The sequence below is a fragment of the Microbacterium sp. NPDC087665 genome (assembly GCF_044743285.1).
Lineage (GTDB): Bacteria > Actinomycetota > Actinomycetes > Actinomycetales > Microbacteriaceae > Microbacterium.
Map to the genome: position 1 here is coordinate 51,747 of NZ_JBIUWD010000001.1, position 25,822 is coordinate 77,568.

A 25,822-nucleotide genomic window follows, 5' to 3' on the forward strand; every position below is an offset into this window, starting at 1 on the left:
CCACTCCGCGGAGACGTTTGCCACAGCATGACTGTGGATGCGGATGCTCTGGCGCGCGTGCTCGCGACCGTCGACCTCCGCGTGGGCGTGGGACGCCGCGTCGCCGTCGCTCCAGACGACCTTCTTCCGCTCTCGCCGGGTGCCACGACGCTCGTGTATGTCGCCGAGGGCAGTGTGCACGGGCATCCGCCGCTCCGACCCGGATGCCGCCTCGATGTCGATCCCGCCTCTCAGCGCGTGGCCGTCGATGTCGATGAGCCGCGCGATCGACTCACCGCCGGCGACGCGTTCCTCACGCTCGGCGGGAGCCCGTTCGCCCTGCAGTCCGATGCCGGGGCCACGCTGATCGTCGTCGACCTCGAGCTCTCCGACGCCACGGCCCCGCTGGGCGCCGTACTCCCCGACCTGATCACCGTGACGGGTTTCGACACGCTCGAACCGGCTGCCGCGACCCTGGCCGAGGGCATGGGCCTCGTCGACCCCACCGCCGCGCCGAAGCGCCGCACCGACCCGGTGATCTGCCGCCTCATGGCGATGACGGTGCTGCTCTCGGTGATCCGGGCGTGGGCCGAGAACGGCTGCGCGCCCGCCGGGTGGCCGTCGGTGTCGAGCGACCCGTTCCTCGACCGCGTCGTCGAGGCCATCCACGACGAGCCAGGACGTGAATGGACGGTCGAGCGACTCGCCAACGTCGGCGCGATGTCGCGGTCGGTCTTCGCCGAGCGGTTCCGCAACGCGCTCGGCCGCTCCCCCGCCGACTACGTCACCGAGGTGCGCATCGATGCGGCCAAGCGGATGCTCGACGCCGGACGCTCCGTATCCGACACCTCGCGCGCGCTGGGCTACGCCTCGGACGAGGGGTTCAGCCGCGCCTTCCGCCGGCGCACCGGCATGACGCCCTCGTCGTGGCGTCTGGCACACCGCCTGCCCGTCTCGGCCTAGCGGCCCGGGCATCGTTCGCGTGCGCGGGACTTCCGAGCACTCGCTCCCTGGGTCCCTGAGCCCGTCGAAGGGCCCGCCCCAGGACGCTTCGACAGGCTCAGCGACCCACCTCGAGAGCTCGGCGACCCAGATCGGAAGCTCGGCGACCCAGATCGGAAGCTCGGCGTCCGGCTCCGCGACCCGGCGTGCTCAGGCGCGCACGCGGTTCGACAGGCCGAAGAGCACGGCGCCGATGACGAGCATCGCGGCCCCCAGCACATAGGCGAACTCGACTCCCGCGCCGTCGACGAGGAACCCTCCAACTCCGGCGGCGATCATGATCGCACCCTGGAATCCGACGACCACGAGGCTGCCACCGGCTTCGAGGCGCGACGGCATCCGGTGCCCGACCCAGGTATTCACGACGATCAGCCACGAGGCGAAGAAGAAGCCCCACACGAACACGACGACACCGACCGCCACGATCGACCCCGACAGCAGCAGCATCGCGGCGACCGAGACCGCGATCACGACGGGCGCCAGCACGGCGAAGAGCCGGAAGGTGCGGTCGATCACGAATCCGATCACGAGGTTGCCGATGAGGCCGCCGGCGCCGAACAGCGCGAGCAGCACGACGATGGTCGAGGCGTCGACGTCGGGGATGCGCTCGAGCGCGAGTCGCACGTAGGTGTAAGCGAGGAAGTGCCCCAGCACCACGAAGACGTGACCGATCAGGCCGAGTCCGATGCCGGGCTGTCGCACTGTGTCGACCAGGAGGCGGATGCTCGACGCCTGCGCCGCGGGCACCGAGGGCAGCAGCGCGCGCAGCGCGATGGCGAGGAGTCCGGTCACGACGCCGGCGATCGCGAAGACCATGCGCCAGTCGACGAGCTCGGCGAGCATGACGCCGAGCGGCACACCCGCGACCGTGGCGAGCGAGGTGCCGGCGGCGGTGAACATCACGGCGTGGCCGAGACGCTCGGGCCCCGCGATGCGAGCGGCGACGGTGATCGACATTGACCAGAAGGCGCTGATCGCCGCTCCCAGCAGGAACCGGGCGAGCAGCACGATGATCAGGTTCGGCGCGATCGCGACGATGAGGTTCGACACGGCCGCGGCGAGCGCCATCCACACCAGCAGTGACCGCCGGTCGAGCCGCGGGAAGATCAGGCCGATGGTGGGGGCGACGAGCAGTCCCACGAGCGCGGTGACGGTCACGGTCTGACCCGCCTGGCCGGGCGTGACACCGAGGGCGTCGGCCATCTCGGTGAGCACCCCGTTGGGCAGGAACTCCGCCGTCACGAGCAGGAAGCTCATCATCATCACGACGATGAGTCCGCCGTAGCGCATCCGCTCGGGTCGAGTGGTCGCCGCGGTCGGGATGGGCGCTGTGGTTGTCATGCTTTTACATTCGCAGCGCACGGATGCCGTCGCCCGACCGCCCGTCCACGGCACCCGACCATTCGTCCGGGGTGCGGTGGGCGCTTCGATGCGCGGGCTGGGATACCGGTACGGCGCGCCGTCACCGGCCGTTCACCGGGTGCGGCCAGACTTCGACACATGAGCGCACCCGATCCTCAGCCCGGCGTCCCCGAGCCCGCGGCGACGGCGAGCACCGGCGCTGTCGCCGTGCTCGGCCTCGACCTGCGCGGCGAGACTCCCGCACCCAAGAAGCAGGTCTACTCGTGGGCGCTGTGGGACTGGGCGACGCAGCCCTTCAACACGGTGATCCTCACCTTCGTCTTCACGGCCCTGTATCTGGTGAGCTCGTCGTTCCTGCCGGCCGATATCGCCGCCCTCGACAAGACCGACCCGGTGCGCATGGCCGCCGAGGCCGATCTCGCCTCCGGGTTGGGCCTCGGTTCGACGATCGCGGCCTTCGGCATTTTGCTGCTGGCGCCCGTGCTCGGGCAGCGGGCGGATGCCGCGGGCCGACAGAAGCTCTGGCTCGGAATCGGCACCGGCGCCCTCGTGTTCTGCATGCTCGGGCTCTGGTTCGTCGAGCCTCGGCCGAGCCTCTTCTGGCTGGGTGTGGCCCTGATCTCCGCGGCCACCGTGTTCCAGGAGATCGCGGCCGTCAACTCCAACGCCATGCTGATCGGCATCGCGAACCCGAAGAACGTCGGTCGCATCTCGGGCCTCGGATGGGGCTTCGGCTACCTCGGCGGCATCATCGCGCTCGTGATCGTCGTCGTGCTCGACTCGAACGACTGGTTCGGGATGTCGACCGAGAACGGCCTGGCGTATCGCCTGATCGCGGTCGGCTGTGCGGTCTGGGCGATCGTGTTCAGCATCCCGATCTTCCTCAACGTGCCCGAGCCGTCGCTGGGCCGTCCCGAGCGCCGGGTCGGATTCTTCGCGTCGTACAAGCTGCTGGTCAAGGACGTCGGCGGTCTCTACCGCGATCCCGAGACCCGCCCCACTTTCTGGTATCTGCTGTCGAGCGCCGTCTTCCGCGACGGCCTCGGAGGCGTCTTCGCCTTCGGCGCGATCATCGGCACCGCGGTGTTCGGATTCGAGACGCAGGACATCATCATCTTCGGCATCGCCGCCAACCTCATCGCGGGCGTCTCGACGATCATCGCCGGACGCCTCGACGACCGCGTCGGCCCGAAACGCATCATCCTGGCGTCGATCGGCTCGATGATCGTGGCCGGTCTCGCGGTGTTCTTCCTGCGCGACGGCGGCACCATGGTCTTCTGGATCGGCGGGCTCATCCTCTGCGCCTTCGTCGGCCCGGCGCAGGCAGCGGCCCGCTCGTTCCTCGCCCGCCTCACTCCGGCCGGCCGCGAGGGCGAGATCTTCGGCCTCTACGCCACCACCGGGCGCGCGGCGAGCTGGATGGCCTCCGGCGCCTGGACGCTGCTCATCGTTCTGACGGCGCAGACGGCCTACGGCATCCTGGGCATCATGATCGTGCTGATCGCCGGCTTCCTGCTACTGCTGCCGGTCAAGGCGCCGCGCTGAGCCCTCCCCGGCTTTCGAAGAGGAGAAGTCAGCGCCGCCAGTTGTCGGCGAGCTTGTTGAGCAGGCGAGCGAGCTCGGTGCGCTCCTCGTCGGTGAAGGCAGCGAGCGCGCCGCTCAGCATCTCGCGCCGCTCTCCGCGCACGCCGCGGGCGATCTTGCGTCCTTCGTCGGTGAGCGCGATGCGCGTGCGGCGGGCGTCGTCGGGGTCGGCCTCGCGTCGAACGAATCCGTGCGCGACGCCCTGCTGCACCAGGCGTGACGCCCGGGGCTGATCGACGCCGATCGCCTCGCCGAGCGCGCTGACGCTGAGCGGTTCGGATGCCGCGGCGAGCGCTTCGAGCATCCGCATGCGCGCCGGCCCGCCCAGTCGGGTGCCGGGGTCGCCCATCCAGGGTGGCATGCCGGGACGCCCGCGGTGCTCGAACCCATCGCCGTGGGGCCCGCCGTGTGAGCCTGCGTGGGGCCCGCCGTGCCAGCCGTGCGGTCCGCCGTGTTCGGGGCTGTGCGCCCCGCGGTCTCCCGGGCGTCGTCCGCGCAGCCGGGACAGTGCCAGGGCGATGGCTTCGGCGGGGTCGTTCTGTTCGGCGGTCACACACTGATTTTACATGCGACTTGACATGCATCGCTACTGCATGTCACACTACATATACATGCACTGTGACAACCACATGCACACTGACAACTAAGGACTTCCCTGATGAACACCACTGATGACAACACCCCAGAGAACACCACCCGCCCCTTCGGCTTCTGGTTGAAGGCCGTCGACCGCCTCATGGCCGACGAATTCGCCTCCGCCTTCGAGGGCGAAGAGATCGGACGCCGCGACTGGCGCCTCCTCAACATCGTCGACGGCAGCATGCCCGCCCGGCGCCCCCTCAACGGACACAAACTGCACCGACTCGTCGAGCGCGGTTGGGTCGCGCCCGAGGGCGACGGCTGGACGCTGACCGACGACGGACGCGAGGCGAAGGACCGCCTCGGCGCGATCGTCGACGGCATCCGCTCGAAGATCGGCGACGCCGTGTCCGACGAAGACATGGCCACCACCCTCGCCTCACTCGAGAAGATCGCGCGCGCATTCGGGTGGGACGAGGAGACTCCTCTCCCCCGCGGACGCCGCCACGGCTTCGGCGGACGCGGTCACGGCCGCTTCCCGAAGCACTTCGGCCCGCGGCACGGCTTCGGTCGTCGCCACGGATTCGGTCCGGCATCCGACGGCGAGCACGCTCGTCACGGCTTCGGCCCGGAATTCGGCCCCGGCTTCGAGTACGGCTTCGAGGGACACCGCGACTTCGGCGCGAGTGCCGAATGCCGCCATGGAGACCGCAGCCGCAACCACTCGCACGGCGAGCACGGTCACGGCCGCGACGACCACGGTCACCGTGGACGCGGCCCGCACCGCGCCGCCCGTCTGGCGCAGCACTCCTACGAGCGCGGCTTCGACGCCGGCTTCAGCCGCGGACGCGACGCCTGATCACAGGCCGCTTCGCGAGAAGGGGGACGGATGCTTCGGCATCCGTCCCCCTTCTGCGTTCCGGCCCGGCCCTAACTCAGGACAGAGCGCGCGATCCGCCCCCGAAACCCTCGAATTCGGCCCGAGGGCCGCGGTTTGTCCTGAGTTGTGGCCGGCTGCGCGTCCATAACTCCTCAAACCCGCTCCGCTCCCGCCCGAAAACAGCCGCAGACCGGTCTCGCCGTCGCGTTCTTGAGGAGTTATGCGCCGAAAGCCCCGTCGACGTGCGCCTCAGAACGGCAGAGCGAGGTAGAACTGCCGCACGGCATCGTCGTCGGGGCCCTGCAGCTGCATGACCCAGGGCTGCCCTTCCTCGTCGGCGACGATCCACATGATCGTCATCGACCCACCGTCGCGGTACGTGTTCTGCGTGCCGCGTCCGCTGTCATAGACGGCATCAGACGACGTGGGTTCGCCCAGCTCGTCGGCCAGGGTCTCGAATCCACGCTGTGCGTTGGCGTCATCGGCGAACCGCCACACCGTGAAGTCGGTGCGGCCGGCGTCGGAGTCGTAGGCCGCACCGGCGGCTTCGTCGGCAGAGAGGCTGCCGGCGTCGGACGCGGTCCACGGGGTCGCGAGACTCCAGACGGCCGCGCCGTCGGCACCGATGACCGATGCGCTGACCTGCCCGGCGATCTCGGCGCAGAAGTCGGTGCACGGCTCGGCCGTCAGGTCCCGGTTGTCGGTGACGTCGACCGCCGTGCCGGATGCTTCGGCCGAACCCGTCGTCTCACTCGTCGCCGGCTCCGACGTCTCCGTCGCCGAGGCGTCGCCGAACGTCGACCAGTCGAGGGTGGTGCTCGTCGTGAGGTAGATGACCAGCGCGATGGCGCCGGCGAGCAGCAGCACGAGGAACGAGAAGATCGCCACGGTCCAGCCCCGGTAGCTGCCGGATGCCGGCACCTCGGGCGGCGCGGCGAAGGCGGGGTCGAGGTCGGGTGCCGTCAGCGCCTCGTCCGACGAGGGAGCCACGGGCGGAACGGCAGCCGGGCGCCGCCGCAGTGCATCGGATGCTGGGGCGGACGCACCCGTGACCGGACCGTCGAACGCGGGCGGCGGCGAAACGACGGCACCGCCGGTCGACCCTTCGAAGGCGGGAGGCGGGGGAACCACAGCATCCGCCGAGCGGGCCGAATCGACCGGCGGCACGGCCCCGGTCAACGGCCCGTCGAAGGCAGGGGGCGGCGGGATGACGGCATCCGCCTTCGGTCCGTCGAACACGGGGGGCGGCGGGATGACCGCATCCGCCGTCGTGTCGTCGAACACGGGGGGCGGCGGGACGACAGCATCCGGAACGTCACCCTCCGGCGTCGCGGGCTCGGGTGGGTTCGTGCTGTCGTCGCTCATGTCAGCCTCCGTGGGATCCGACGTCTGTGACGCCGACGTCAGTGCGATGGAAATTCTGGAACGAACGGGATGCCGTCGGCCCCCGCTGCCCCTGATACCTGTTGCCGTAGGGACCCGAGCCGTAGGGGTTCTCGGCGGGCGACGTCAGGCGGAAGAAGCACAACTGGCCGATCTTCATGCCGGGCCAGAGCTTGATCGGCAGGGTGGCGACGTTCGCGAGCTCGAGCGTCACGTGCCCGGTGAAGCCCGGGTCGATGAAGCCGGCGGTCGAGTGGGTGATGAGGCCGAGGCGTCCGAGCGACGACTTGCCCTCGAGGCGGGCGGCGATGTCGTCGGAGAGCGAGACCTGCTCGAACGTCGCTCCGAGGGCGAACTCGCCCGGGTGCAGGATGAACGGCTCGTCAGGGTCGACCTCGATGAGGCGGGTCAGCTCGGGCTGATCGGCCGAGGGGTCGATGAACGGGTACTTGTGGTTGTCGAACAGGCGGAAGTACCGGTCGAGGCGCACATCGACGCTCGACGGCTGCACCATCTGCGGGTCGTGGGGCGCGAGCCCGATCTTGCCGGATGCGAGTTCTGCCCTGATGTCGCGGTCGCTGAGAAGCACGGGTTCAGCCTAGTTGTCTCGCCTCGTGGTTCGGAGAGGTGCCGTCGAGGTATGCCGGTGGATCGCGACCGATTCGAATATCTGCAACGTCTGGATAGACAACGGGCTCACCCCCGGGCTCGTTAATCAATGAAGAAAGAACGACCGGAGATAGATATGTCGATCACGACGATGAGCAAGACCGACACGACGAAGGCGAAGAAGAGCCGCTGGGCAGCACTCGCGCTCGCTGCCCTCGTGGTGGCGGGTGGAACGGTGGCGGTTCCGCAAGCGGCGAGTGCAGCGACGAAGACCTGTGGAGCCGACGGCTACAGCTGTTCCACCACGGTGCAGTCGAAGTACAAGCTCACCATTCGGGCGATCGATACGAGCTATAACAAGAAGTCGAAGAGCTACACGGTGAAGACCTTGGGCGGCACGACGATGTGCTCCGGGAAGATCACCGTCAACGGTGGCAGCAAGGCCTGCTACCTGGGCGGATACAAGGGCAAGGTGAAGATCACCGTGTCGAAGGACTGGTCGGTGGGAGCACGGATCACCACCTCCTGATCGGCACCCCCGGCTGATCTGAACAACAGAAGCGCACCTCCGGTCCCCCGCCGGAGGTGCGTTTCTGCGTTGCAGGGACGCGGCGCCGAAGACGAAACAACCCTGGAGAGAAACCATGCCCGAAATCACTCACCCGACCACCCGCACGAACCCGACGAGGAAGCGCAACTGGCAGGCGATGACGGTCGTCACGAAGAAGTCGCTGTCGCTCAGCGCAACGTCATCCGGCCCGAGCGCGACGGAAGCGCACCCGAGAGTCTTCGCGGGTGGCTTCTGCGTCGGCCGAGGCATCCGATCGAAGCATGCCCGAATACGACGACCGATTCCGGTTTCGGGAACGTCAGATCAGATGGCGGGCTCATCGCGCCTGCATTCCCCCGAACGACGAAAGCGGAGAACCCCATGTTCACGACGACGAAGAAGAAGACCAGCCGCTGGCAGGCACTGATGCTGGCGGGGCTCGTGCTCGCGGGCGGCGCGGTGTCGGTGCCGCATGCGGCGGATGCTGCGACGACCAAGGACAAAGTCTGCAGCCCGTTCACAACCGTCTGTAAAGTGCAGCTCAGCGTCAAGAAATCCGGCAGCGCCAGCATTCGGAGCCTGTACATTTCATTCGACGGTCAGCTAGGAATCTCGGGACGCGGCCCCGCATACGAAGTGCGCGACCTTACTCGAGGCTCCGTCCTATGCAAGGGAACATCGAGGTATCCCGGGCAGAGCATCTGGTGCAAGATCCCGAACCGCGCAGCGACGGTGTCGGTCGAGTTCCGCACAAACATGAACATGGGAACGGCTTCGGCGCGTCTGTACTGATGGTCACGAAGAAGACTCACCACTGGCAGGCCCTCACCCTGGCAGCCCTCGTGCTGGCCGGCGGAACGGCCGCTGTTCCCCAGCCGGCAGAGGCGGCGACGACCTCCACCACCTGCGCGTACTCGTGGGGCACGTGTCAGGTGAAGATCAAGATCGGCGGCTTCGTGCACTTCCGCGTGAAAGCGGTCACCGCGCCGGGCACGAAGATCTCGTGGACGGTGCAGGCCTCGAACGGACGCCGACTCTGCTCGGGCACGATGAGTCCTGGCTCGTCGCGCATGTGCTCGTTCAATTACTCCGGCACGGTGACCATCACGGCGTATACGGGCGTCATGCGCACGGCGAGCATCACGGCGTGGTCATGATGCGCTTTGCGCCCCCCATTTGACGAAATCGGAGAGAACCATGTTCACGATGACGAAGAAGAAGACCAGCCGGTGGCAGGCGCTGATGCTGGCGGGGCTCGTGCTCGCGGGCGGCGCGGTGGCTGTGCCGAACGCTGCGACTGCGGCACCCGTCAAGAGCTCTTCCCAGATGTGTTCCACGTCGGTCAAGAGCTGCAGCCACACGGTCCGCGCGAAGAATGAGGTGTGGTTCCGAGTGGTCTCGCCCGGCGCCTCCCCCACCCTCAGCTACACCGTGAAGACGATCAGCGGTCGAGTGCTCTGCCGAGGCACGATCACGCCGAACCACGGCAATCGCAGTTGCTGGTTCGGTACGTACACGGGCTCGGTCACGATCAAGACCACGAAGCACACGACGTGGCTCAAGATTTACGCCACCTACTGAGCCTCTCCGCGCGCGGTCAGGCTGATCGTTGAGACGCACTCCGGCACCCGCCCGGGGTGCGTCTCTGTCTCTCGCAACGGTGCACTCCGTTCGGTCCGGACGGCATACCCGCATGGTTCGGAACGTACACCGGGCGGGTTTCGATCACAGTCAGCAAGGGCTGGCTCAGCGACATCCGCATCTACGCCTCGCACTGAGCATCCGCCCTACCCGTCATGGCCAGAGGATGCCGAGACCACTGCCGATCGCCGAGAACCCGAGCACGAGGAACAGCACGCACATGATCGTGTGATTCTCGCGGCTGAGCCAGACATGCAGTGCGCTCAGCGGGGCGCGCAGGCGCTCGGCCGCGATCGCGTAGGCGACGACGGGGACGAGCACGGTGGATGCCGCGATCAGCGCGAAGACCACCAACGAGATGATCAGCTCGTCGCCCGTGAGATCGGACGTGCCGAGGTCGATGGCGACGCTCGTGCTGAAGATGAACGTCTTCGGGTTCACGACTGCAAGGAACAGGCCGAAGCGCAGCCCGCCGCCGAATCCGAGGGAGTCGACCTTCCGCATCCACGCGGGGAGCTTCGGTACCTCGTCGCCCTTCGGGCGCTTGCGCCACTGGGCGACCGAGAGCACGAGCAGCAGCCCGCCGAGCGCGAGCTTGACCAGGCCGACGACCACGCTCGGATGCGAGTCATCACGATCGGGCAGGAACGTCGAGAGCGCCGTGAGCGCGCCGATGACGGCGAGGATGCCGACGACCCACCCGATCAGGAACCCGACGCTGCTCGTGCGCGCCTTTGGGCTCAGCAGCGTGAGGATGACGACGATGATCGGCAGCGGACTGATCGCGATGCCGAGCGCGAACGGGAGAAGCTCTCCGATGACACTGCCCATGTCCCCATCATGGCGCGGAACCGCGTCGGGCGAGCGCTTTGGTCATGCGGCGGGCGCCGGGTAGGCTGGCGTCACCTGTTCCTCTGCAGAGCAGGTGCGGGGCTGTAGTTCAATGGCAGAACTTCTGCTTCCCAAGCAGATAGCGCGGGTTCGATTCCCGTCAGCCCCTCCATAGGCGTTTCCCCCATCAGTTTGTGCGCTCAGACGCGTCGTCTACCCACGATCCTTCGTTCGTCACGATGATTGATGTACGAGCACAGGAAAACCTGGTCCTAGCGATTGACCCCGCGATGGTTCCAGGAGGGCGCTGACGGTAGGCGCACAGATTCGGGCAACGCGCTCAGCGGAAAGCGAAGGTCTCCAGGACCCATGGGGTCCAGCGCTGTCTCAGCGCCGTTTTCGTACCCGCACGCAAATGTGGCACGGCCAGGTGAAGCGGACCGCCGGCTGCGAGCGAGGGATCGAACGGCAACCGCATCTGCACAGGCATCTCATGTGGGGTCGCAGGTCGTCGTCCGAAGACAGACGTGACGACGGGCACGGTGCGGCAGTGCGCATCAGCGCCGAAGCGAGCGGCGATGTCGGCCGTGCTGTCCGTGAGCGCCGACATCCCTTGCCTGGTGTGCGCGGCGACGAGCACGAGGTAGCCGCGCGCAAATGCGGAGGCGGCCTTTTGTGCGTCGTAGCGGCCTCCGTCGATGAGTTCATGACTGCCTGCGAGTGCGGGAGCCAGCTGGAGGCCGGAGCGCTGGTCGAACGCGCCCGGGTCGGTGGCGTTCACCGCGGGCAGCGGTACCCGATTCTCGGCGAGGAGGTGCAGCGTCAGAGCGGCAAGCGTGGTGGTGCCGACGCCGCCGCCCGCGCCAACGAACGTGACCGTTGTCACGAAGGTGCCTCCCCCGTGCTTCGTAGGTGCGCGACCTGGATGACGTGCGGCTGTTCGCCGCGGCGGATGTAGCGGCCGCGCCCGGGCGGGAAGCGTTCGGCGTGGACGCGAGGAAGAATCTGCCCTTCGCTGCGGTCGCCGGACAGGAGCAGAACCGCCCCACCGGTGTCGCGGACTCCTTGCAGGAATGAGCTGTACATCGCTCTCACTGATCCGGCGACGGGGCGGGACAGGATGATGTGGAATCGGGTGTCGCGCGCGGTGGGGAGGTGGGGGGCGAGGGCGGCGAGGTGTTCGATGCCGCCGGCGCTCATGATGTCATGGTCGTCGATGATGAGGACGACGCGGGGAGCGGCAGCCAAAGAGGTCGCATCGAGCTGGGGCCGGCGTGCGAGCTCGGTTGCAATGGAAGACGCGAGCCCCGACGCCTGGATGGTCGAGCGGGCGTGGGCCGCAAGATACGCATCGGGAACTATCTCGCCAACGTGTCCACGGGAATCCACGACGGCGATGGCAAGCTCTGCTGGCGTGAACCGATCGATCAGTCCGGTCACGATCATCCGGAGCGTACTGGACTTTCCACTGCGGGCGTCACCGAACACGAGCAGGTGCTGATCGGAGCGTGTGAACTCCCAGAAGGCGGGCTCCATCGTGTCCTGCCGGAGGCCGAACGGAACGGATTCGGGTTCGTTCGCGGGGCCGGGGAGCTGGTCGGGGTCGAGGTCTTGCGGGAGGAGTCGGATCGGTGCAGCGGAAGGACCGGACCAGGACGCGGCGACCCGATGCCCCAGAGCTTCGACTGCATCGCCGAGCTCGCCATCATCGGTCGTTTCGAGGACGGGGAGGGCCACCTGCCCGATGAGACCGTTGTCGCTCAGGGCGCGACCGGCGGTGGCGGCGCGGATGGTGCGCGCGAGGTTGCGGTCGACCTGGGACTCGCCGGCGTCGTTCAGCCGCATCTCGATCTTGGTGCCGAACAGAGACTGATGGGCGATGCGCAGCTCGCTCCAGCGAGAAAGGGCAAGGACGATGTGCACGCCGTAGTTCGCCGCGCGGAGCATGATGGCGGTAAACGCGGCGTCCAGCTCATCGAACTCCTGCCGCAGGGCGCCGTAGCCGTTGACGAGGACGACGATCTCCGCAGACGCGAGTTGTGGGATCTGTCCCGCGGCATGTCGAGTCCGCAATTCTGAGATGGAGTCGATACGCGTGTTCTTGAAGATGTGTTCTCGTGCGGTGAGCATCGATTCGAGTTCCTCGAGGAGGCGCCGCAGCCGTGCGGGGTCGGAGCGGGTCGCGACACCACCGACGTGCGGGAAGGGTTCCAGTCGGCGCAAACCGCCTCCAACGAGGTCCATGCCGTAAATCGCGACGTCTTTGGGCGTGTGGGTCAGCGCGAGGGAGACGGCGATCGTGCGCAACAGCGTGCTGCGACCGGATTGCGGGCTGCCGATGATGGCGAGGTGCCCGCCGCCACGGGTGAGATCGAGGCTCCACGGGGACTGGTTCTGATGGGCCGGGTCATCGATCAACCCGATGGGGAACTCAAGATTCGGCGTCAGCTCCTGCTCTCCGAGGATTTGCCCGAGCGCGAGTCGTTCCGGCAGCGGCGGCAACCACGCGGCTGTGACCGCGCGGCCGTCGGCGCGTAGCCGCCTCACGGCTTCGTCGATGAACAGCTCACCGATCTCCGGCGAGGACAGTGCAGGTTTCGTGACCTGGTCATCGTCCGTGTCCTGGGCGATGCCGTTGTACGTGGAGACACGGAACACTCGGTTGCGCTCGCCCGCGGTGACGACGGGGGCGGACCGCGTGGGCGTCGCGCCGGAGACGAACCCGGCGCGGAACCGCTGGTATACGGAGGTGTCGACTTTGAGGATTCCGTACCCGGGCAGGGCGGGAAGACGGTAAGCATCGGTCGTGCCGAGGACGACATGGGATTCGTTCTCGCTGAACGTGCGTAGGCCGAGCCGGTACGACAGATACGTGTCCAGTCCGCGGAGCTTGCCCGCCTCGATGCGTTGGCTGGATAGGAGCAGGTGGATGCCAATCGATCGGCCGATGCGGCCGATCTGCAGGAACAGGTCGATGAACTCCGGCTCCGCGGTCAGCAACTCACCGAACTCGTCGATCACCATGAACAAGTGCGGCATCGCCTCAAGGTCAGGGCGGGTCTTGCGCAACTCGCGGTAGTGGGTGATCGACGGGGACGAGTCGGCGTCCTTCAGCATCTGCTGGCGGCGAAGAACCTCGCCTTGCAGGGATGCGCGTGCGCGGGTGGTCAGCTGTGGATCGGAGGCGAGGTTGTCGATGAGTCCGGCGACGTGAGGGAGTGACTGGAACGGAGAGAATGCGGCACCACCCTTGTAGTCGACGAGGAGGAGGCTGAGGTCCTCGGGAGGGTGCGCGAGCGCAAGAGAAAGAAGGAGTGTGCGAAGCATCTCCGATTTTCCTGAGCCAGTCGCTCCGACGCAGATACCGTGCGGGCCCATCCCTTCCTGCGCGCTCTCTTTCAGATCGAGGAAGACGGGTCGTCCGTTGTCGTCGATGCCGAACGGTACGCGCAGGAACGCGCTGGGGGATCGGGGGGCCCAGAGCGTCGTGGGGTCAATGTCGGAGACGTCGGTAATGCCGAGGAGTCGGGCGATGTCGAGTGGGTCGGCGGTGCTGTTGTCGGCGCGGGCGGCGACGTGGACGGTACGGAAAGCGGCCATCGACCGGGCGAGGGCGACCAGGGTGTCGCTGCGCGTGTCGTCGGGGGCGAACAGAACCGGAGCGGGTTCTGAGGACGACGCTTGGTGGGTGATGACCGCATCGTCTTCGCTGATCGTGATGCGCACGTCGACGTCGTCGGGTTCGTGGAGCCGGTCGGAGAGGAGATGGATGACGGTGATGTTCAGGTCCTGCAGGCGCAGGTGCGGGTCAGGGCCACGCAGCCGGGACGCGGCCTGTCCATGATCGTCAATGAAAACGATGAGACGTGCCCGCTGGATCTCTCCGCTGCCGCGGCGCTGGATGTTGGTGGCGGACGCGCCGCGCGCGGTCAGCTCGTCTGCGAGGACATCGGCGAGAAGGGCGAGGTCAGGGGCGATGCGTCGTGCGGGCAGGGGGCCATCGAACAGGGCGGTGTCCTGGACGTGCGGGAGGAGGTCGAACCCGGCCCAGTCATCGGCGTGATCCGCCGAGTATGCGGCGGCGAGTACGAGGTCGTCGGGTGTATGCGCGGTCGCGAGTTGGGAGACGAGGGAGCGGATCGTGGACATGCCGCGGTCCCGGTCGGCGACGATGGACACCACCGACGCGTCGTGAAGGTCGGCGGTGATCGGCATCTCAGGGACTGCGTTGAGGGTGCGGGCGACGATCTCCGCTTCCCGCTCCAGGATCGGGTCGGCTGGCTCCAGCGGCGATTCCTGCGCGGCGAGGGTGAGGCCAAACCACGGGCGGGCGGCGAGCCCCACCCGAGCGGACAGGTGGTCGGCATCCGTCCGCCGGCGTTCCCATCGGCGCGCGGGGTTCCGCATGATCTCGACCAGGCCGTCCGGGGTCGGGTGCACGGCAAGAGCGGCCGCCCGGTCGCGGTCGCCACGCTCACGCAGCTCCGACCGCAGTCGCTCGAGGTAGTCGAGGTAGAGCTCGCGGCGGGTGCGGGCTTTCCGGGCCGCGCGGCCCCGCGATGACAAAGCAAAGCCGAGACCACCGACGATCGCGACGACGAAGACCACGGCGGCGAGCACGAGGAACAACGGCTGACCGTTGCGCAGCACGACCATCATGATCACCGAGGACAGGGCACCGATCAGCGGCAGCAGGAACTGCAGCGGCATTGCCCCGCCCTGGTCTTCCAGCGATGGCGGCGCGGGGATGAGTTCAGGTTCCGGCGGGGTCGGAGGGGCGGTCACGCGCGTGGGGCGGTGGAACAGGGGCTTCGTCATGCGGCACTCCCGATGGATCTCGGGGCCGTGCACAACCGGACGATCTCGGCGCCCAGCCCGGCAACGGCGAGCACGCTCGCGGGGCGCGGTTGCACGTGTCTGTCGTAAGGGAGTGTGACCTGTGGGACGGGCGACGAGGCCAGCATCCGTTTCGTCGCTGCGCCGACACGGCCGCGGAGCCCCGACGCAACGATCAGCGTCGGCGTCCCGGCCGCAGTCAGAGCGGCCGCGATATCCACGGCGTGCTGAACGGCGAGCCGTTCCACGCCCGTCGTCAGGCAGAGCACATGGGAGTGGGCGGCGACGGCGGACAGTTCTGAGACACCCAACGTGCCCCAATCGGTGACCGTGATCTCTCGGTCTCGGTAGTGCGGGTCGCAACACTGACGCCACGTGTCGACCCCGCCGGGCCACACTGGTGCCGGGAGCGTCACGTCTTCGGGCTCGGGAGTGGTGCTCGACGTCCGGTAGCCTGTCGCATCGACGAAGAGAACGCCCCGGTCACGGCGGCCGGCGAGCATCGACGTCGCCGCCCGCGCGGCGGTCGTGCATCCGGTTCCGCCGCGCAGGGACGCGAACCCGACGCGGCGGATCACCGGTAACGGGGCGCGCAGCGCGCGTTCCGCAGCGATGCTGTTCCTGTGACGCTCGCCGCCCCACAGCTGCGCCATCATCTGCAGACGGGTCATGAGAACGTCCCCAGCAGGTCGCCGAACACGCCGATGATGCCGAGAAGCAACGGAATCATCGCAATCACCGTCAATGCCTCGAACACACCGAGCAGTCGGCGCAGGCGGGCTTGCGCCGCATCCGACGGACGCTGCAAGGCGACCACCAGGAGAACTACGCACACTGCGGCCCCGATGCCCGCGCGCAGGACCGGGTCCATAGTCCCGCCGAGAAGCCAGAACCCGAGCGGGAAGAGAGCGCCGATCAGCAGCGTCGTGCGAGCAACCGCAAGCGGGAACAACCGACTGCGGGCGACAAGGAACAGGGCGAGGGCGGCAGCGAGGCCCGCCTGCCAGCCATCACCGGTGCTGAGGAGGACGATGGCGACTGACGTGGGGATGGTGAGGGCGAGCGCGAGTGCCGTTTGGGCGGTGAACGCAACATGGATCGCATCATCGATGTCGCCGCGCCGCACCGGCGAACCCGCCATCGCGGTGTCGTCGAGGCGTCCGACACCGGCGGAGGCGAGAGCGAGCGCGGGGACGAGCCCGATACCGACCGCCGCGACGATCCCGCAGACGGCCGCAGTCACCGCGATCGGTGCACCGGCCAGGGCAGCCGCGACGGCGGTGACCCCAAACGCGGCAGCGACGCCGGCACCGGGAATCACGCCGCGGTTGCGGGCGCCCACACCCATGACGGCGGCGACGGATACCCAGCCGAGCACCACACTGACTACAAGTGCAATAAGGAGGTCGCCCGCGATCGTGGGGAAGATGGCAGGCACGCCGAGGATGCCGAGGGGCGCTGCCAGGCCCAGGCTGAGACCAAACAGGGCGTTGTGTCCGCCCGTCGCGCCGCGGCGTGCGAGGAGCGCGGAGACCACGATGGCAACGGCGAACGCGACGAGCAGGCTTGTGAGGATGCCCGGTGATGCGGGCAGGAGGAGGCCGGTGATCGCAGCGCTGACTGCGACGACGCTCGAGAGGACAAGTGAGGTGAGGGCGGGCGTCCACCGGTCGGCCCGGCGGGTGGCAGCGTCGCTGACGGCTTCGGTGACATCGGCGATGTCCGGCGGCTGCGGGGCTTCGTCCTGGGAGACGAGTCGCAGAATCGCTCCATGGTCGATCCTTTGGGCGGCGAGCGTCGCCCGAGTGTTCACCTGCTGGCCGAGCAGCGAGGTGAGAATGAGAGGTGAACCGTTGCCGACCGGCTCGTCCAACAGATCGACGATCTCCGGGAGGAGTTGGTCGAGGGGGTGGTCGTCGGGCAGGACGAGATCCGCCTTGCGGCGGGTGCCGATCACCGTGACGCGTGTGTACTCCATCATTTCTCTCCGTCTGGCTCGGCACCTACGACGTCGAGTGTGTCCGGGTCGATGGTCACCCCGGTGGCCGGGTCGGTGCGCAGCCCGGTATCCACGTCGACGAACCACCCGGTGCGGGGGTCGATGATCCGTCCCTGAGGATCCGTAGCCCATCCGGTGTCTGGATCGATGACGAATCCGGTGCGAGGATCGATGAGCGTCCCGGTGCTGGTGTCGATCAGCAGGCCGCTGTCTTCATCCTCCAGAAGCCCCTCACCGGACTCCAGAGGACTCGCTTCAATGGCTGCACGATACGCGGCGACGGCTTTGTCTTCGCGCTGCGTCTGCAGGATGTTAAGGACGAATCCGGTACCCAGGCAAGCGGCGCACAGGACGGCACCGAGGATGATGGAACCGGTGAGCCGGCGGAGGTTGGAGTTCACGACACGGCGGTTGCGCTGCGCGCCGTGCACGAACGCGGCTGTGAGCCGTTCACGGTGTGTGCGTGTCGACTCGAGGAGTGTCTGGTCGTAGTCGATCATGCGGCATCTCCCGAGCGTCTGCGCTGTTCGAACACGACACGGCGGGTGCCGAGCACCAGGGTCGTGCCCCACGGGATCGGGATCGCGACGTGCCGGGGCAGGAACTCATCACTGCTGTCTAGCAGAGTTCCACCGCTGGATCCCAGATCGGTGATGACCAGTCCATCCGTAGTGATATCGACCTGTAGGTGGGTTCGCGAGATGGTGCGGGTGAGGTCGGGGATCGCGATCAGCGTGACCGTCGGGTCGGCGGGGACGGGGTTCCGTCCGATGATCGCTGAGCGCTGCACGAGGTGGCTGGTGCCGTCGTCGATGAGCAACCGTAGGTGCGGCGCTTCCCCTCCGCGCTGCGGGGGCTCCGGGAGCGGCGTTGCGAAAACGCCCGGGGGTGCACGCAGCGAGAACGGGTCACCGTCGCCACCGCGTCGCACCGTCACCGTCTGCAACACACGGAAAGACGGTAGCCCGGTCAACCGGTCCACGCTACGCAACCGCAGGATCGTATGACCGACTCCTCCGCCCAGAATTCCGCGCCACAAGAGCAGCCCCATAATCGCGAAAACGGCACCTGCGGGAGCGAGAACCACGGCGGTATTCGGAGCGAGGAGAGCGGCGATCAGAGCAACGAGGAGGGCGGCGAGCACGTCGATCGCGAACGAGCCGGCAGAGGCGGCGCGTGGTGATTCGACGGCAGATGACACGTCGGTCATGGTACACAGTCGCGCAGGACCGAAGGCGTCGCTGACGGACGTGTATAGGGCACTGAGGACTGCCATATCGGTTGTTCGTGGTTTACCATGGGGGCGTTCAGAACGATCAGGGGGGAAACATGAAATTCTCTATGGAGGAGCAAACACTGGTTCGTCTGGGTCAGAGGACCCAGACCGAGTCGGAAGATCTGACCGCGCTGGTGCGTGCGCTCGTCGAATCCGCAGAGCCACTTGAGGGCGTGTTCAACGGTGCGGCGAAAGCCCGCTTCAACGACTTCAAGAACAACACCGACCAGATCACGAACGCGTTGAACAACGCACTCTCAGGCATCGTCACGTCGATCGCCGGGCAGAATCTCGCATTCACCACGGCCGCAGAAGACGGCGCCGCAGCGCACGATGCCGCGCAGGGTTCGGCAGATTTCAGTGGTGAGTCCGTGCTGGCACGGATTTCTGGCCAGGCCTCGGCCTGAGACCTGCACGCAACGGCAGCACGGAGGGTTTGTCATGACCAGTAACCAGATCGACCGCAACGACTACAACGTCGGCGCATCCCAGTCGGTGCAATCCAACTTCGAGAACGTCGCCGCACGCCTCGAAGCAGCGTTGCAGCGCCGCGACCAAGACGTGCGCGCCGCACTCGCCGACTACCAAGCAGACGGCGTCTCAGAGGAGTACGCCGCTCTCGAGCAGCAGTGGACCCAGGCCGGCGACCAGGTGCGCGGCGTGATCGCCGCTATCCGGGGCTCCCTGGAGCAGAACGATGACATCGCCCTGCGTGCGCTCGCGCAAGGCCGTGCCGCTCTGCCCATCTGATGACGCATTGGCGCGTCGATCCGGATGGGGTTCTCGGTGTGCTCGCGGGCATCGACGACCTCGGTCCGGATTTCGAATCGGTGCAGACCGGCATCAGTGAAGCGGCGATGGCGGCGTCGACGCTGTCGGTCGACGGGCGCACGGCTCTATCGAGCGCGTGGGAGGCCTTCATGGAAATGCGCTCACTCGTACCGGGGAAGATCATGCACTCCGTAAGGGTGGCAGCATCCGGGGTGGGGTCTGCGACGACCGCGATCGTCGCAGGCGACGAGGAGATGGCGGCCGATACGCAAGCGGCGCAGTCGCGCGCAGAAGACGCCTGGGGCATCGCACTCCCCTCGGCGTATCAGACCCCGGGCTTCTCGAGGACGCCATGAGCGCGGTCAATCCTTCCTCTGTACCTCACGTCCTCGATGCCGCGGTCGTCGAAGGCCTCGGAGAAGACATCGTGACGTCGGCGACTCTTCTCGAGACCACCATGGTGAGCGCGGTCGATCGCTGGCAGCACTTGCCGGAGGTGTTCGATGTCGCGGGCGCCGAAGGTGCGGTAGCGATGCTCGACCCTTCGCGAGGTGCGGCCAGCGAGTTCGTGACCGCGATGATCGAAGCCCGCCGAGTTCTCACCGACGCGGCGATGAACACCCTCCCCGTGCTGAAGAGGCGTCGCGAAGAGTTGCTCGAACGCATCATCACGGTCAACAAACAGCATGCCGATGCGATCTCGGCGGCATCCGAGGCGGACTCCGCGTATTGGACGGCGTTCCGTGACGATCCCGACTCGGATGAGACGTCAGCGACAGCCGACGAGCGGACCTCCGCAGCGGATGCCGAGGATGCCGCGAACACGGCCGTAACCAATCTGAAACGCGACATCGAAAAGCTGCGCTCCGACATCGAAGCCGAAGAAGAGTGGATCGCTGGCGAGCTCGGACGGATCTCCGGCGGGGATGTCGTGCGCGGCGCATGGGGCGATGAAGTCCGCGTCTCGCAGACCTACTGGGGCGAAGCGGAATCCGTCTACCCGGGCGGCCCGACTGTTACCTCCGGTCTCGCCGAGCATCTGCGCCAGTCCCTGTCGGATGCGGCGGCGAGCCGCATCACCTGGCTCAGCACCGCGAGCGAGACGGAAGTCGAGGAATGGTTGGCCGCGCACCCGGACTTCGCATCGGGCGTCGGCTTCGTTGACCCACAACGCGCCAGCTACCTCTTCGAGAACCTCGAAGATCAATCCACCCGCGGCGCAGACGGCGCCTGGACGACCGGGCCACTCGCAGCACTCTTCGCGCTCGCACCATTCGCGATCGGCAACCTCAACGGGATCCCCGCCGTCATGAAGAACGAATTCAACCGCGAGACGCTGAACGACCTGCTCGCCGGCGACCTCACAGAGACACAGAGGACACAGCTGGAACGTCTTCGCGACCTCCTGGCAAAGGGCCAGGAGAATCCTGATCCACCTTTGTCTCTCCTGTCCCTTTTCCTCGAGACTGATGATGGGAGTCCTCGGGCGAGTGTCGGATTCGGTGATGTGGACACTGCCGATCAGATCACGACGGTCACGCACGGTATCGAAACCGACATGGGGAATCTCGGTGAATGGTCTGACAGCGCGATTTCTACGAAGAGCTCCTTGGATAAAGAGCTGGCGGATCAAGGCATAGTCGGGAGCACGGCTATGGTGCTGTTCATGGAGTGGGACTCAGGTGGAACGGGCAATGTGTGGAATATCGAACGCCCCGACAGCGGCGCCGAGCGCGCCGCACAGTTGCTCCGCGGATTCCAGACGATCAACCCTGCAGCACAGCTCAACCTCGAACTGCACTCGCTCGGCACGACTGCGGGCACGCAAATGATCGTCGACAATCCCGGCCTCGTCGACAACGTCTGGCTCTACGGATCGGCCGGCCTCACGGAGCAGACTGCTGCCGATCTGAAAAACCTGATCAACGACAAGCTCATCACCGTTCACGCCACGCACGCCTCGGATGACTTCATCGCGCCCATCGGACGATGGCCAGTCTCAGAGCACCCTGTGGATCCCCGGACCATTGCCGGGGTGGAGACGTTCTCCTCTGATGGTGGTTTCGTGTCGGGATACGGCAGCGGCGATGGAGAGCACGGCGAGCGCACTGAGGGGCATAATTCGCAGGCCAGCACGGAGTGGTACTACCTCATCGACGGCTTCGAAGTGACGCCGACCGGCGACGCCATTCCCGTGATGGATGATGAGGCTGTGGGCTACCTGGATCCCCGGTCGCAGTCGTTCAAGCAGACCGTGATGGACCTGGCCGCGGCGCTTGACCTCAACGGTGGACGAGTGAAATGACGCGCCGTCGAAGAACAACCTTTGTTGGGCTGGCGATGGCAGGGGTTCTGTCGATGCTTACGGGATGCGGGGAGTCCGTCTTGACGGGTGAAGAGTTGTTCGACCAGGCGCGTGAGGTGAACTTCACCTATAAGGCCGCGGTTGCTGACGTTCAATTGCAGTTGTTCGACGGGGAATGGACCGTGGAAGGTTACGGCGACAGTTCTGAGCAATGTGGGGATGACGGGTACATGTTCCGGTTGGGTCGGTCGACGCCGTTCGAGTGGCGGTTCGAGGGCTCTCCGGCGGAGGCGGGTGAGCGGATCGCTGCCTGGTTGGACGAGAACGGGTGGTCCGATATCAAGACACGCACCTACTCCGGTGACGTCGACAACGTCCTCGTCGAAGCCGAGAAGCCAGAGTCGCACGTCGCCCTCCTCACCATCGATTTCAACCCGGGTGAACGCTCAGACATGATCACCATCAACGCCGACTCCACCTGCGAGGTCGGGGACGCCAACGAAGTGTTTGAACTACGCCGTCCGGGGTATCCAGATGACGAGAGATCCCTGGAAGTTCAGCCCTCGGCTGAGGATCCGACGGCAAAGCCGAGTTTCGGGTATACCGAAGATGGCAAGCGCCGGTTCTGGCCCAACGCACGGTGATCGGGGTCGCGGCACCCGCAGGCGTGTCAAACCTGGCTCCGGCACTCGAGCAGACCACCGCAGCGCTTGAGTTCAAAGGTGGACGAGTGCAATGACAGGCCGTAGAAGAGCAGCCGTCGTTGCTCTGACGATGGCAGGGGTTCTGTCGATGCTTACGGGATGCGGGGAGTCCGTCTTGACGGGTGAAGAGTTGTTTGATCGGGCGCGTGAGGTGAACTTCACCTATAAGGCCGCGGTTGCTGACGTTCAATTGCAGTTGTTCGACGGGGAATGGACGCTCGAGGGGTACGGTGACAGCTCCGATCAGTGTGGGGATGACGGGTACATGTTCCGGTTGGGTCGGTCGACGCCGTTCGAGTGGCGGTTCGAGGGAACCCCTGCGGAAGCGGGTGAGCGGATCGCTGCCTGGTTGGACGAGAACGGGTGGTCCGATATCAAAACACGCACCTACTCGGGAGATGTAGACAGTGTTCTTGTTGAAGCGGAGAAGCCGGAGTCGCATGTCGCCCTCCTCACCATCGATTTCAACCCGGGTGAACGCTCAGACATGATCACCATCAACGCCGACTCCACCTGCGAACCCGGCGACTGGCTAGACCTCATCGATTCGGTAATGCCGGGGATCAGTACTGGAGAAGATGCGCCGATCCAGGACGACCGTACAACTGAGCGTCCCACAGACACGCCGTCGTTTGGATACAACGATGACGGCACTCCTCGGTTCTGGAACAAGTAAGCGGTTCTGGGACGACTAACACGAATGACGGATATGTTGAAATATCGATTTGGTTCGCTGACCGGAAGGCACCCCCTCATGCGCGTCCACCCTCGCGTCTGGATCGGCTTGGCGATCTATCTCGGCTACGTGCTCGTCATCTTCGTCGTCTCGAAACTGAGCGGGGTCGCGTACACGCAGATCGGCACCTCCGCCGAGTTCACCTGGCGTGGAGCCGTCCTCGATCTGGCGGTCGGCGCGGTGCTGCTCGCGATCACCACCTGGCTGCTGGGGTGGTGGAGACCCGCGCTGTTCGAGCGCAAGCGGTCGCATCACAAATGGCCGATCTTCGCCCCCGCACTCATGCTCGTCGTCGCCGTGGTGAACCTCTTCAACACCGACTGGTCGAAGTTCGACACGTCGTTCCTCCTCTCCCTGCTCGCCCTCGGTCTCGCCGTCGGCTTCTGCGAGGAACTGATGTCGCGAGGCCTGCTGCTGACGGCGCTCCGCTCCCGCTTCTCCGAGGTGTGGGTGTGGCTGCTCACCTCCGTCCTCTTCGGCGCGATGCACATGATCAACGCCGCACTCGGCGCTCCCGTCGCGGGCACACTCGGACAGGTCGTGATCGCCGCGATGTCAGGCACCTGCTTCTACATCGTGCGTCGGGTCACGGGCTCCCTGATCTGGGCCATGGCGCTGCACGGACTCTGGGACATCTCGGTGTTCGCGGTCGGCTTCGCCCAGCTGGGCGGCGCCTGGGTCAGCATCCTCGGTCCGGTCATCGGCATCCTCGCCGTCGCTGTCGTCTACTGGGTCATCAAAGGAACCGACGAGAAGCCGGTCGGATCACCCGCGGTCACGGCATCTTCGCGGCCCTAAGCGCCGCTGAGTGATCTCCGCCCTCTGACGCTCGGCGATCCGGCAGCATCCTCGTCCCATCCGAAATCCCTGCGGTTCCGAACAAGGGCTGATGGGCGGTACCCGCGCGCCCGTCGGACCGACAGGAGCCCCCGATGATCGAGTCATCGACCCCACCGCTGGCAGCGCTCGACGGCTACCGCAACGTCACCGACCTGCTGGTCGCGCGCACCGCCGCCGCCCCCGGTCACGTCGCTTTCGAGGTCGATGAAGGCGATGCCTGGCGGCCGATCACGACGCGGGAGTTCTCGAACGAGGTGCGCGGTCTGGCGAAGGGCTTCATGGCCCAGGGCATCCGCACCGGCGACCCGATCGCGATCATGGCGCCGACCCGCTACGAATGGGCGGTCGCCGACCTCGCGGCCTGGTTCGCCGGTGCCGTCGTCGTGCCGATCTACGAGACGTCATCGCCCTCGCAGGTGAACGCGATCGTCGCCGATGCCGATGTGCGCCTGGCGATCGGCGGCGCCTCGACGCACACGGCTCTTCTGCAGGCCGCGCTCGCGCAGGCAGACGGGCTCACGCTGGGCGCATGGACGATGGATGCCGAGACCTCGCCGATGCCGCAGACCGACGCCACGGCATCCGGATCCCTGCGCGATCTGGTGTCGCACGGGGTGGGCATCACCGACGAAGAACTCGAGGCCCGCCGCGCATCCGCCACGCAAGACGACCCCGCGACGATCGTCTACACCTCGGGCACCACGGGCGAGCCCAAGGGCGTCGTACTCACCCACCGCAACTTCCTCGGTCAGGTTCTCAACATCGCCGCCGCATACCACGAGATCGTGAACGAGAACGGCAACACCGTCATCTTCCTGCCGCTCGCCCACGTGCTGGCACGCGGGCTCCAGTTGATCTGCCTGGCCAGCGGCATGCGCATCGCGCACCTGTCCGACCCGTCGACCGTGGTGGCCACGCTCGACACGCTGCGGCCGACGTTCCTGGTGGTCGTGCCGCGGGTGCTCGAGAAGATCCAGGCGGCCGCTGCCGCCAAGGCCGCCGACAAGGGTCTCTCGGGAGTCTGGGCGAAGGCGCGGTCGACTGCCATCGCGTGGGGCCGCCGCGCCGAGCGGATCGACGCCGGCCGCAGAATCGCGACGGACCGCGGGCTGCGCCTGCGCCACCGCTTCTTCGACGCCCTCTTCTACCGGCGCCTGCGCACCGTCATGGGCGGACGCGTCGGGTACATCCTGTCGGGCGGAGCCGCACTCGACCCCGACCTCTCGCTCTTCTTCCGCGGCCTCGGCGTGCCGGTCATCGAGGGATACGGACTCACCGAGACGACCGCCCCGCTCACCGGCAACCTGCCCGGCCGCATCGCCTCGGGGAGTGTCGGCTCTCCCCTGCCCGGCCTCACCGTGCGCATCAGCGACGAGGGCGAAGTGCTGGCCCGCGGCGTCGGCGTCTTCGACGGGTATCGCAATCCGGCTCACAATGCGGATGCTTTCGTCGACGGCTTCTTCCGCACCGGCGATCTCGGGCGTCTCGACGACCAGGGGCGGCTGATTCTCGAAGGACGGCTGAAGGACGTGATCGTCACCTCGAACGGCAAGACGATCGTGCCGACCCGCTGGGAGAGCGCCGTTGAAGCCGATCCGCTCGTCTCGCACGCGGTGATGGTGGGCGAGGGAAAGCCGTATCTCTCGGCACTTCTCATCCTCGACCCGGAGCAAGCACTGGCCTGGGCGGATGCCCGAGGCACCAGCATCCCCCTGACCGCCGAGCCCGACATCCGCACGGTGACCGACCCGGCGCTGCGCGCCCACCTGCAGCGCGCCGTCGACGCCGCCAACGCCCTCGTCGCGCGCAGCGAGCAGGTGCGTCGTTTCAGCGTGGTCTTCGCCGACCTCGATGACCGCGAGCTGGTCACGCCGACCATGAAGCTCAAGCGCAGCGTCGTGCTCGATCGCGCCGCCGTCACCGTCACCGACCTGTACCTCTGAGAAGCAGAAAGA

At 66.8% G+C, this 25,822-nt stretch carries 27 protein-coding genes and 1 tRNA gene; 16 read left to right on the plus strand and 12 right to left on the minus strand.

Annotated features, from left to right (window positions below):
- Nucleotides 1-27 precede the first annotated feature (27 nt).
- The gene (locus tag ACIOSY_RS00260; RefSeq protein ID WP_400847184.1) at nucleotides 28-942 is read left to right on the plus strand and encodes a helix-turn-helix transcriptional regulator; all 915 of its coding nucleotides are present in this window, start codon (nucleotides 28-30) and stop codon (nucleotides 940-942) included.
- A 189-nt stretch (nucleotides 943-1,131) separates the two neighbouring features.
- On the opposite strand, the gene ACIOSY_RS00265 is transcribed toward ACIOSY_RS00260, so the two are convergent.
- On the minus strand, nucleotides 1,132-2,322 hold the full coding sequence (locus tag ACIOSY_RS00265; protein WP_400847187.1) for an MFS transporter: 1,191 nt from the start codon (nucleotides 2,320-2,322) through the stop codon (nucleotides 1,132-1,134).
- Nucleotides 2,323-2,481: 159 nt separating this feature from the next.
- Here ACIOSY_RS00265 and ACIOSY_RS00270 point away from each other — a divergent pair, with 159 nt between their 5' ends.
- A complete protein-coding gene (locus tag ACIOSY_RS00270; protein ID WP_400847190.1) occupies nucleotides 2,482-3,888 on the plus strand; it encodes an MFS transporter in 1,407 nt (468 codons plus the stop codon).
- Nucleotides 3,889-3,916: 28 nt separating this feature from the next.
- Here the strand turns inward: ACIOSY_RS00270 and ACIOSY_RS00275 are convergent, their stop codons facing one another.
- Nucleotides 3,917-4,480: a MarR family winged helix-turn-helix transcriptional regulator gene (locus ACIOSY_RS00275; protein WP_400847193.1), complete on the minus strand. Its 564-nt coding sequence runs from the start codon at nucleotides 4,478-4,480 to the stop codon at nucleotides 3,917-3,919.
- A gap of 105 nt (nucleotides 4,481-4,585) precedes the next feature.
- Between ACIOSY_RS00275 and ACIOSY_RS00280 the strand changes: the two genes are divergently transcribed.
- Nucleotides 4,586-5,365 carry a hypothetical protein gene (locus ACIOSY_RS00280; RefSeq protein ID WP_400847196.1) on the plus strand — a complete coding sequence of 260 codons (780 nt, stop codon included), beginning with the start codon at nucleotides 4,586-4,588 and terminating at the stop codon, nucleotides 5,363-5,365.
- Between the two features lie 270 nt (nucleotides 5,366-5,635).
- Here the strand turns inward: ACIOSY_RS00280 and ACIOSY_RS00285 are convergent, their stop codons facing one another.
- Together ACIOSY_RS00285 and dcd are read right to left on the minus strand one after the other, a co-directional pair.
- On the minus strand, nucleotides 5,636-6,751 hold the full coding sequence (locus tag ACIOSY_RS00285) for a hypothetical protein (RefSeq protein WP_400847199.1): 1,116 nt from the start codon (nucleotides 6,749-6,751) through the stop codon (nucleotides 5,636-5,638).
- A 1-nt stretch (nucleotide 6,752) separates the two neighbouring features.
- Nucleotides 6,753-7,358: a dCTP deaminase gene (gene dcd / locus ACIOSY_RS00290; RefSeq protein ID WP_400847202.1), complete on the minus strand. Its 606-nt coding sequence runs from the start codon at nucleotides 7,356-7,358 to the stop codon at nucleotides 6,753-6,755.
- 156 nt (nucleotides 7,359-7,514) lie between these two features.
- On the opposite strand from dcd, the gene ACIOSY_RS00295 reads away from it, so the two are divergent.
- The gene (locus ACIOSY_RS00295) at nucleotides 7,515-7,907 is read left to right on the plus strand and encodes a hypothetical protein (RefSeq protein ID WP_400847205.1); all 393 of its coding nucleotides are present in this window, start codon (nucleotides 7,515-7,517) and stop codon (nucleotides 7,905-7,907) included.
- A 129-nt stretch (nucleotides 7,908-8,036) separates the two neighbouring features.
- On the opposite strand, the gene ACIOSY_RS00300 is transcribed toward ACIOSY_RS00295, so the two are convergent.
- Nucleotides 8,037-8,198, minus strand: a complete 162-nt coding sequence (locus tag ACIOSY_RS00300) for a hypothetical protein (protein WP_400847208.1) — start codon at nucleotides 8,196-8,198, stop codon at nucleotides 8,037-8,039.
- 111 nt (nucleotides 8,199-8,309) lie between these two features.
- Here ACIOSY_RS00300 and ACIOSY_RS00305 point away from each other — a divergent pair, with 111 nt between their 5' ends.
- The 3 genes from ACIOSY_RS00305 to ACIOSY_RS00315 are packed head-to-tail and all read left to right on the plus strand — an operon-like array spanning nucleotide 8,310 to nucleotide 9,509.
- Nucleotides 8,310-8,720 carry a hypothetical protein gene (locus ACIOSY_RS00305; protein ID WP_400847211.1) on the plus strand — a complete coding sequence of 137 codons (411 nt, stop codon included), beginning with the start codon at nucleotides 8,310-8,312 and terminating at the stop codon, nucleotides 8,718-8,720.
- Complete coding sequence (locus ACIOSY_RS00310; RefSeq protein ID WP_400847214.1) at nucleotides 8,720-9,085, plus strand: hypothetical protein; 366 nt, start codon at nucleotides 8,720-8,722, stop codon at nucleotides 9,083-9,085. The genes ACIOSY_RS00305 and ACIOSY_RS00310 overlap by 1 nt, the downstream gene beginning before the upstream one ends.
- 49 nt (nucleotides 9,086-9,134) lie before the next feature.
- Nucleotides 9,135-9,509 carry a hypothetical protein gene (locus tag ACIOSY_RS00315; RefSeq protein ID WP_400847216.1) on the plus strand — a complete coding sequence of 125 codons (375 nt, stop codon included), beginning with the start codon at nucleotides 9,135-9,137 and terminating at the stop codon, nucleotides 9,507-9,509.
- 213 nt (nucleotides 9,510-9,722) lie between these two features.
- Here the strand turns inward: ACIOSY_RS00315 and ACIOSY_RS00320 are convergent, their stop codons facing one another.
- Nucleotides 9,723-10,400 (minus strand): GAP family protein, encoded by a 678-nt coding sequence (locus ACIOSY_RS00320; protein ID WP_400847219.1) that lies wholly within the window; start codon nucleotides 10,398-10,400, stop codon nucleotides 9,723-9,725.
- Between the two features lie 98 nt (nucleotides 10,401-10,498).
- Between ACIOSY_RS00320 and ACIOSY_RS00325 the strand changes: the two genes are divergently transcribed.
- A tRNA-Gly gene (locus ACIOSY_RS00325) sits at nucleotides 10,499-10,572 on the plus strand.
- 168 nt (nucleotides 10,573-10,740) lie between these two features.
- Here the strand turns inward: ACIOSY_RS00325 and ACIOSY_RS00330 are convergent.
- The 6 genes from ACIOSY_RS00330 to ACIOSY_RS00355 all read right to left on the minus strand — a co-directional run bounded on the left by ACIOSY_RS00330 (nucleotide 10,741) and on the right by ACIOSY_RS00355 (nucleotide 18,436).
- On the minus strand, nucleotides 10,741-11,286 hold the full coding sequence (locus ACIOSY_RS00330; protein ID WP_400847222.1) for a hypothetical protein: 546 nt from the start codon (nucleotides 11,284-11,286) through the stop codon (nucleotides 10,741-10,743).
- Nucleotides 11,283-15,218: a type VII secretion protein EccCa gene (gene eccCa, locus ACIOSY_RS00335; protein ID WP_400847225.1), complete on the minus strand. Its 3,936-nt coding sequence runs from the start codon at nucleotides 15,216-15,218 to the stop codon at nucleotides 11,283-11,285. The genes ACIOSY_RS00330 and eccCa overlap by 4 nt, the downstream gene beginning before the upstream one ends.
- Nucleotides 15,215-15,907 carry a hypothetical protein gene (locus ACIOSY_RS00340; RefSeq protein WP_400847228.1) on the minus strand — a complete coding sequence of 231 codons (693 nt, stop codon included), beginning with the start codon at nucleotides 15,905-15,907 and terminating at the stop codon, nucleotides 15,215-15,217. The genes eccCa and ACIOSY_RS00340 overlap by 4 nt, the downstream gene beginning before the upstream one ends.
- Entirely contained in the window at nucleotides 15,904-17,217 is a 1,314-nt protein-coding gene (locus ACIOSY_RS00345) for an EsaB/YukD family protein (protein ID WP_400847231.1), read from the minus strand. Before ACIOSY_RS00345 ends, ACIOSY_RS00340 begins: the two co-directional genes overlap by 4 nt.
- Nucleotides 17,214-17,666, minus strand: a complete 453-nt coding sequence (locus ACIOSY_RS00350; RefSeq protein ID WP_400847234.1) for a hypothetical protein — start codon at nucleotides 17,664-17,666, stop codon at nucleotides 17,214-17,216. Before ACIOSY_RS00350 ends, ACIOSY_RS00345 begins: the two co-directional genes overlap by 4 nt.
- Nucleotides 17,667-17,731: 65 nt before the next feature.
- Nucleotides 17,732-18,436 carry an FHA domain-containing protein gene (locus tag ACIOSY_RS00355; RefSeq protein WP_400847237.1) on the minus strand — a complete coding sequence of 235 codons (705 nt, stop codon included), beginning with the start codon at nucleotides 18,434-18,436 and terminating at the stop codon, nucleotides 17,732-17,734.
- Nucleotides 18,437-18,516: 80 nt separating this feature from the next.
- Between ACIOSY_RS00355 and ACIOSY_RS00360 the strand changes: the two genes are divergently transcribed.
- The 8 genes from ACIOSY_RS00360 (at nucleotide 18,517) to ACIOSY_RS00395 (ending at nucleotide 25,810) form a co-directional block, all read left to right on the plus strand.
- Nucleotides 18,517-18,918 carry a hypothetical protein gene (locus tag ACIOSY_RS00360; RefSeq protein WP_400847240.1) on the plus strand — a complete coding sequence of 134 codons (402 nt, stop codon included), beginning with the start codon at nucleotides 18,517-18,519 and terminating at the stop codon, nucleotides 18,916-18,918.
- 34 nt (nucleotides 18,919-18,952) lie between these two features.
- Complete coding sequence (locus ACIOSY_RS00365; RefSeq protein ID WP_400847243.1) at nucleotides 18,953-19,261, plus strand: pore-forming ESAT-6 family protein; 309 nt, start codon at nucleotides 18,953-18,955, stop codon at nucleotides 19,259-19,261.
- A complete protein-coding gene (locus ACIOSY_RS00370; RefSeq protein WP_400847246.1) occupies nucleotides 19,261-19,638 on the plus strand; it encodes a DUF6507 family protein in 378 nt (125 codons plus the stop codon). The genes ACIOSY_RS00365 and ACIOSY_RS00370 overlap by 1 nt, the downstream gene beginning before the upstream one ends.
- A complete protein-coding gene (locus ACIOSY_RS00375; protein ID WP_400847250.1) occupies nucleotides 19,635-21,587 on the plus strand; it encodes an alpha/beta hydrolase in 1,953 nt (650 codons plus the stop codon). The genes ACIOSY_RS00370 and ACIOSY_RS00375 overlap by 4 nt, the downstream gene beginning before the upstream one ends.
- A gap of 80 nt (nucleotides 21,588-21,667) precedes the next feature.
- Nucleotides 21,668-22,231, plus strand: a complete 564-nt coding sequence (locus tag ACIOSY_RS00380; protein ID WP_400847253.1) for a hypothetical protein — start codon at nucleotides 21,668-21,670, stop codon at nucleotides 22,229-22,231.
- A 175-nt stretch (nucleotides 22,232-22,406) separates the two neighbouring features.
- A complete protein-coding gene (locus ACIOSY_RS00385) occupies nucleotides 22,407-22,967 on the plus strand; it encodes a hypothetical protein (protein WP_400847256.1) in 561 nt (186 codons plus the stop codon).
- 78 nt (nucleotides 22,968-23,045) lie between these two features.
- Nucleotides 23,046-23,825, plus strand: coding sequence for a lysostaphin resistance A-like protein (locus ACIOSY_RS00390; protein ID WP_400847259.1), 780 nt, complete (start codon nucleotides 23,046-23,048; stop codon nucleotides 23,823-23,825).
- Nucleotides 23,826-23,959: 134 nt separating this feature from the next.
- Nucleotides 23,960-25,810 (plus strand): AMP-dependent synthetase/ligase, encoded by a 1,851-nt coding sequence (locus ACIOSY_RS00395; protein WP_400847262.1) that lies wholly within the window; start codon nucleotides 23,960-23,962, stop codon nucleotides 25,808-25,810.
- The last annotated feature ends 12 nt before the right edge of the window (nucleotides 25,811-25,822 follow it).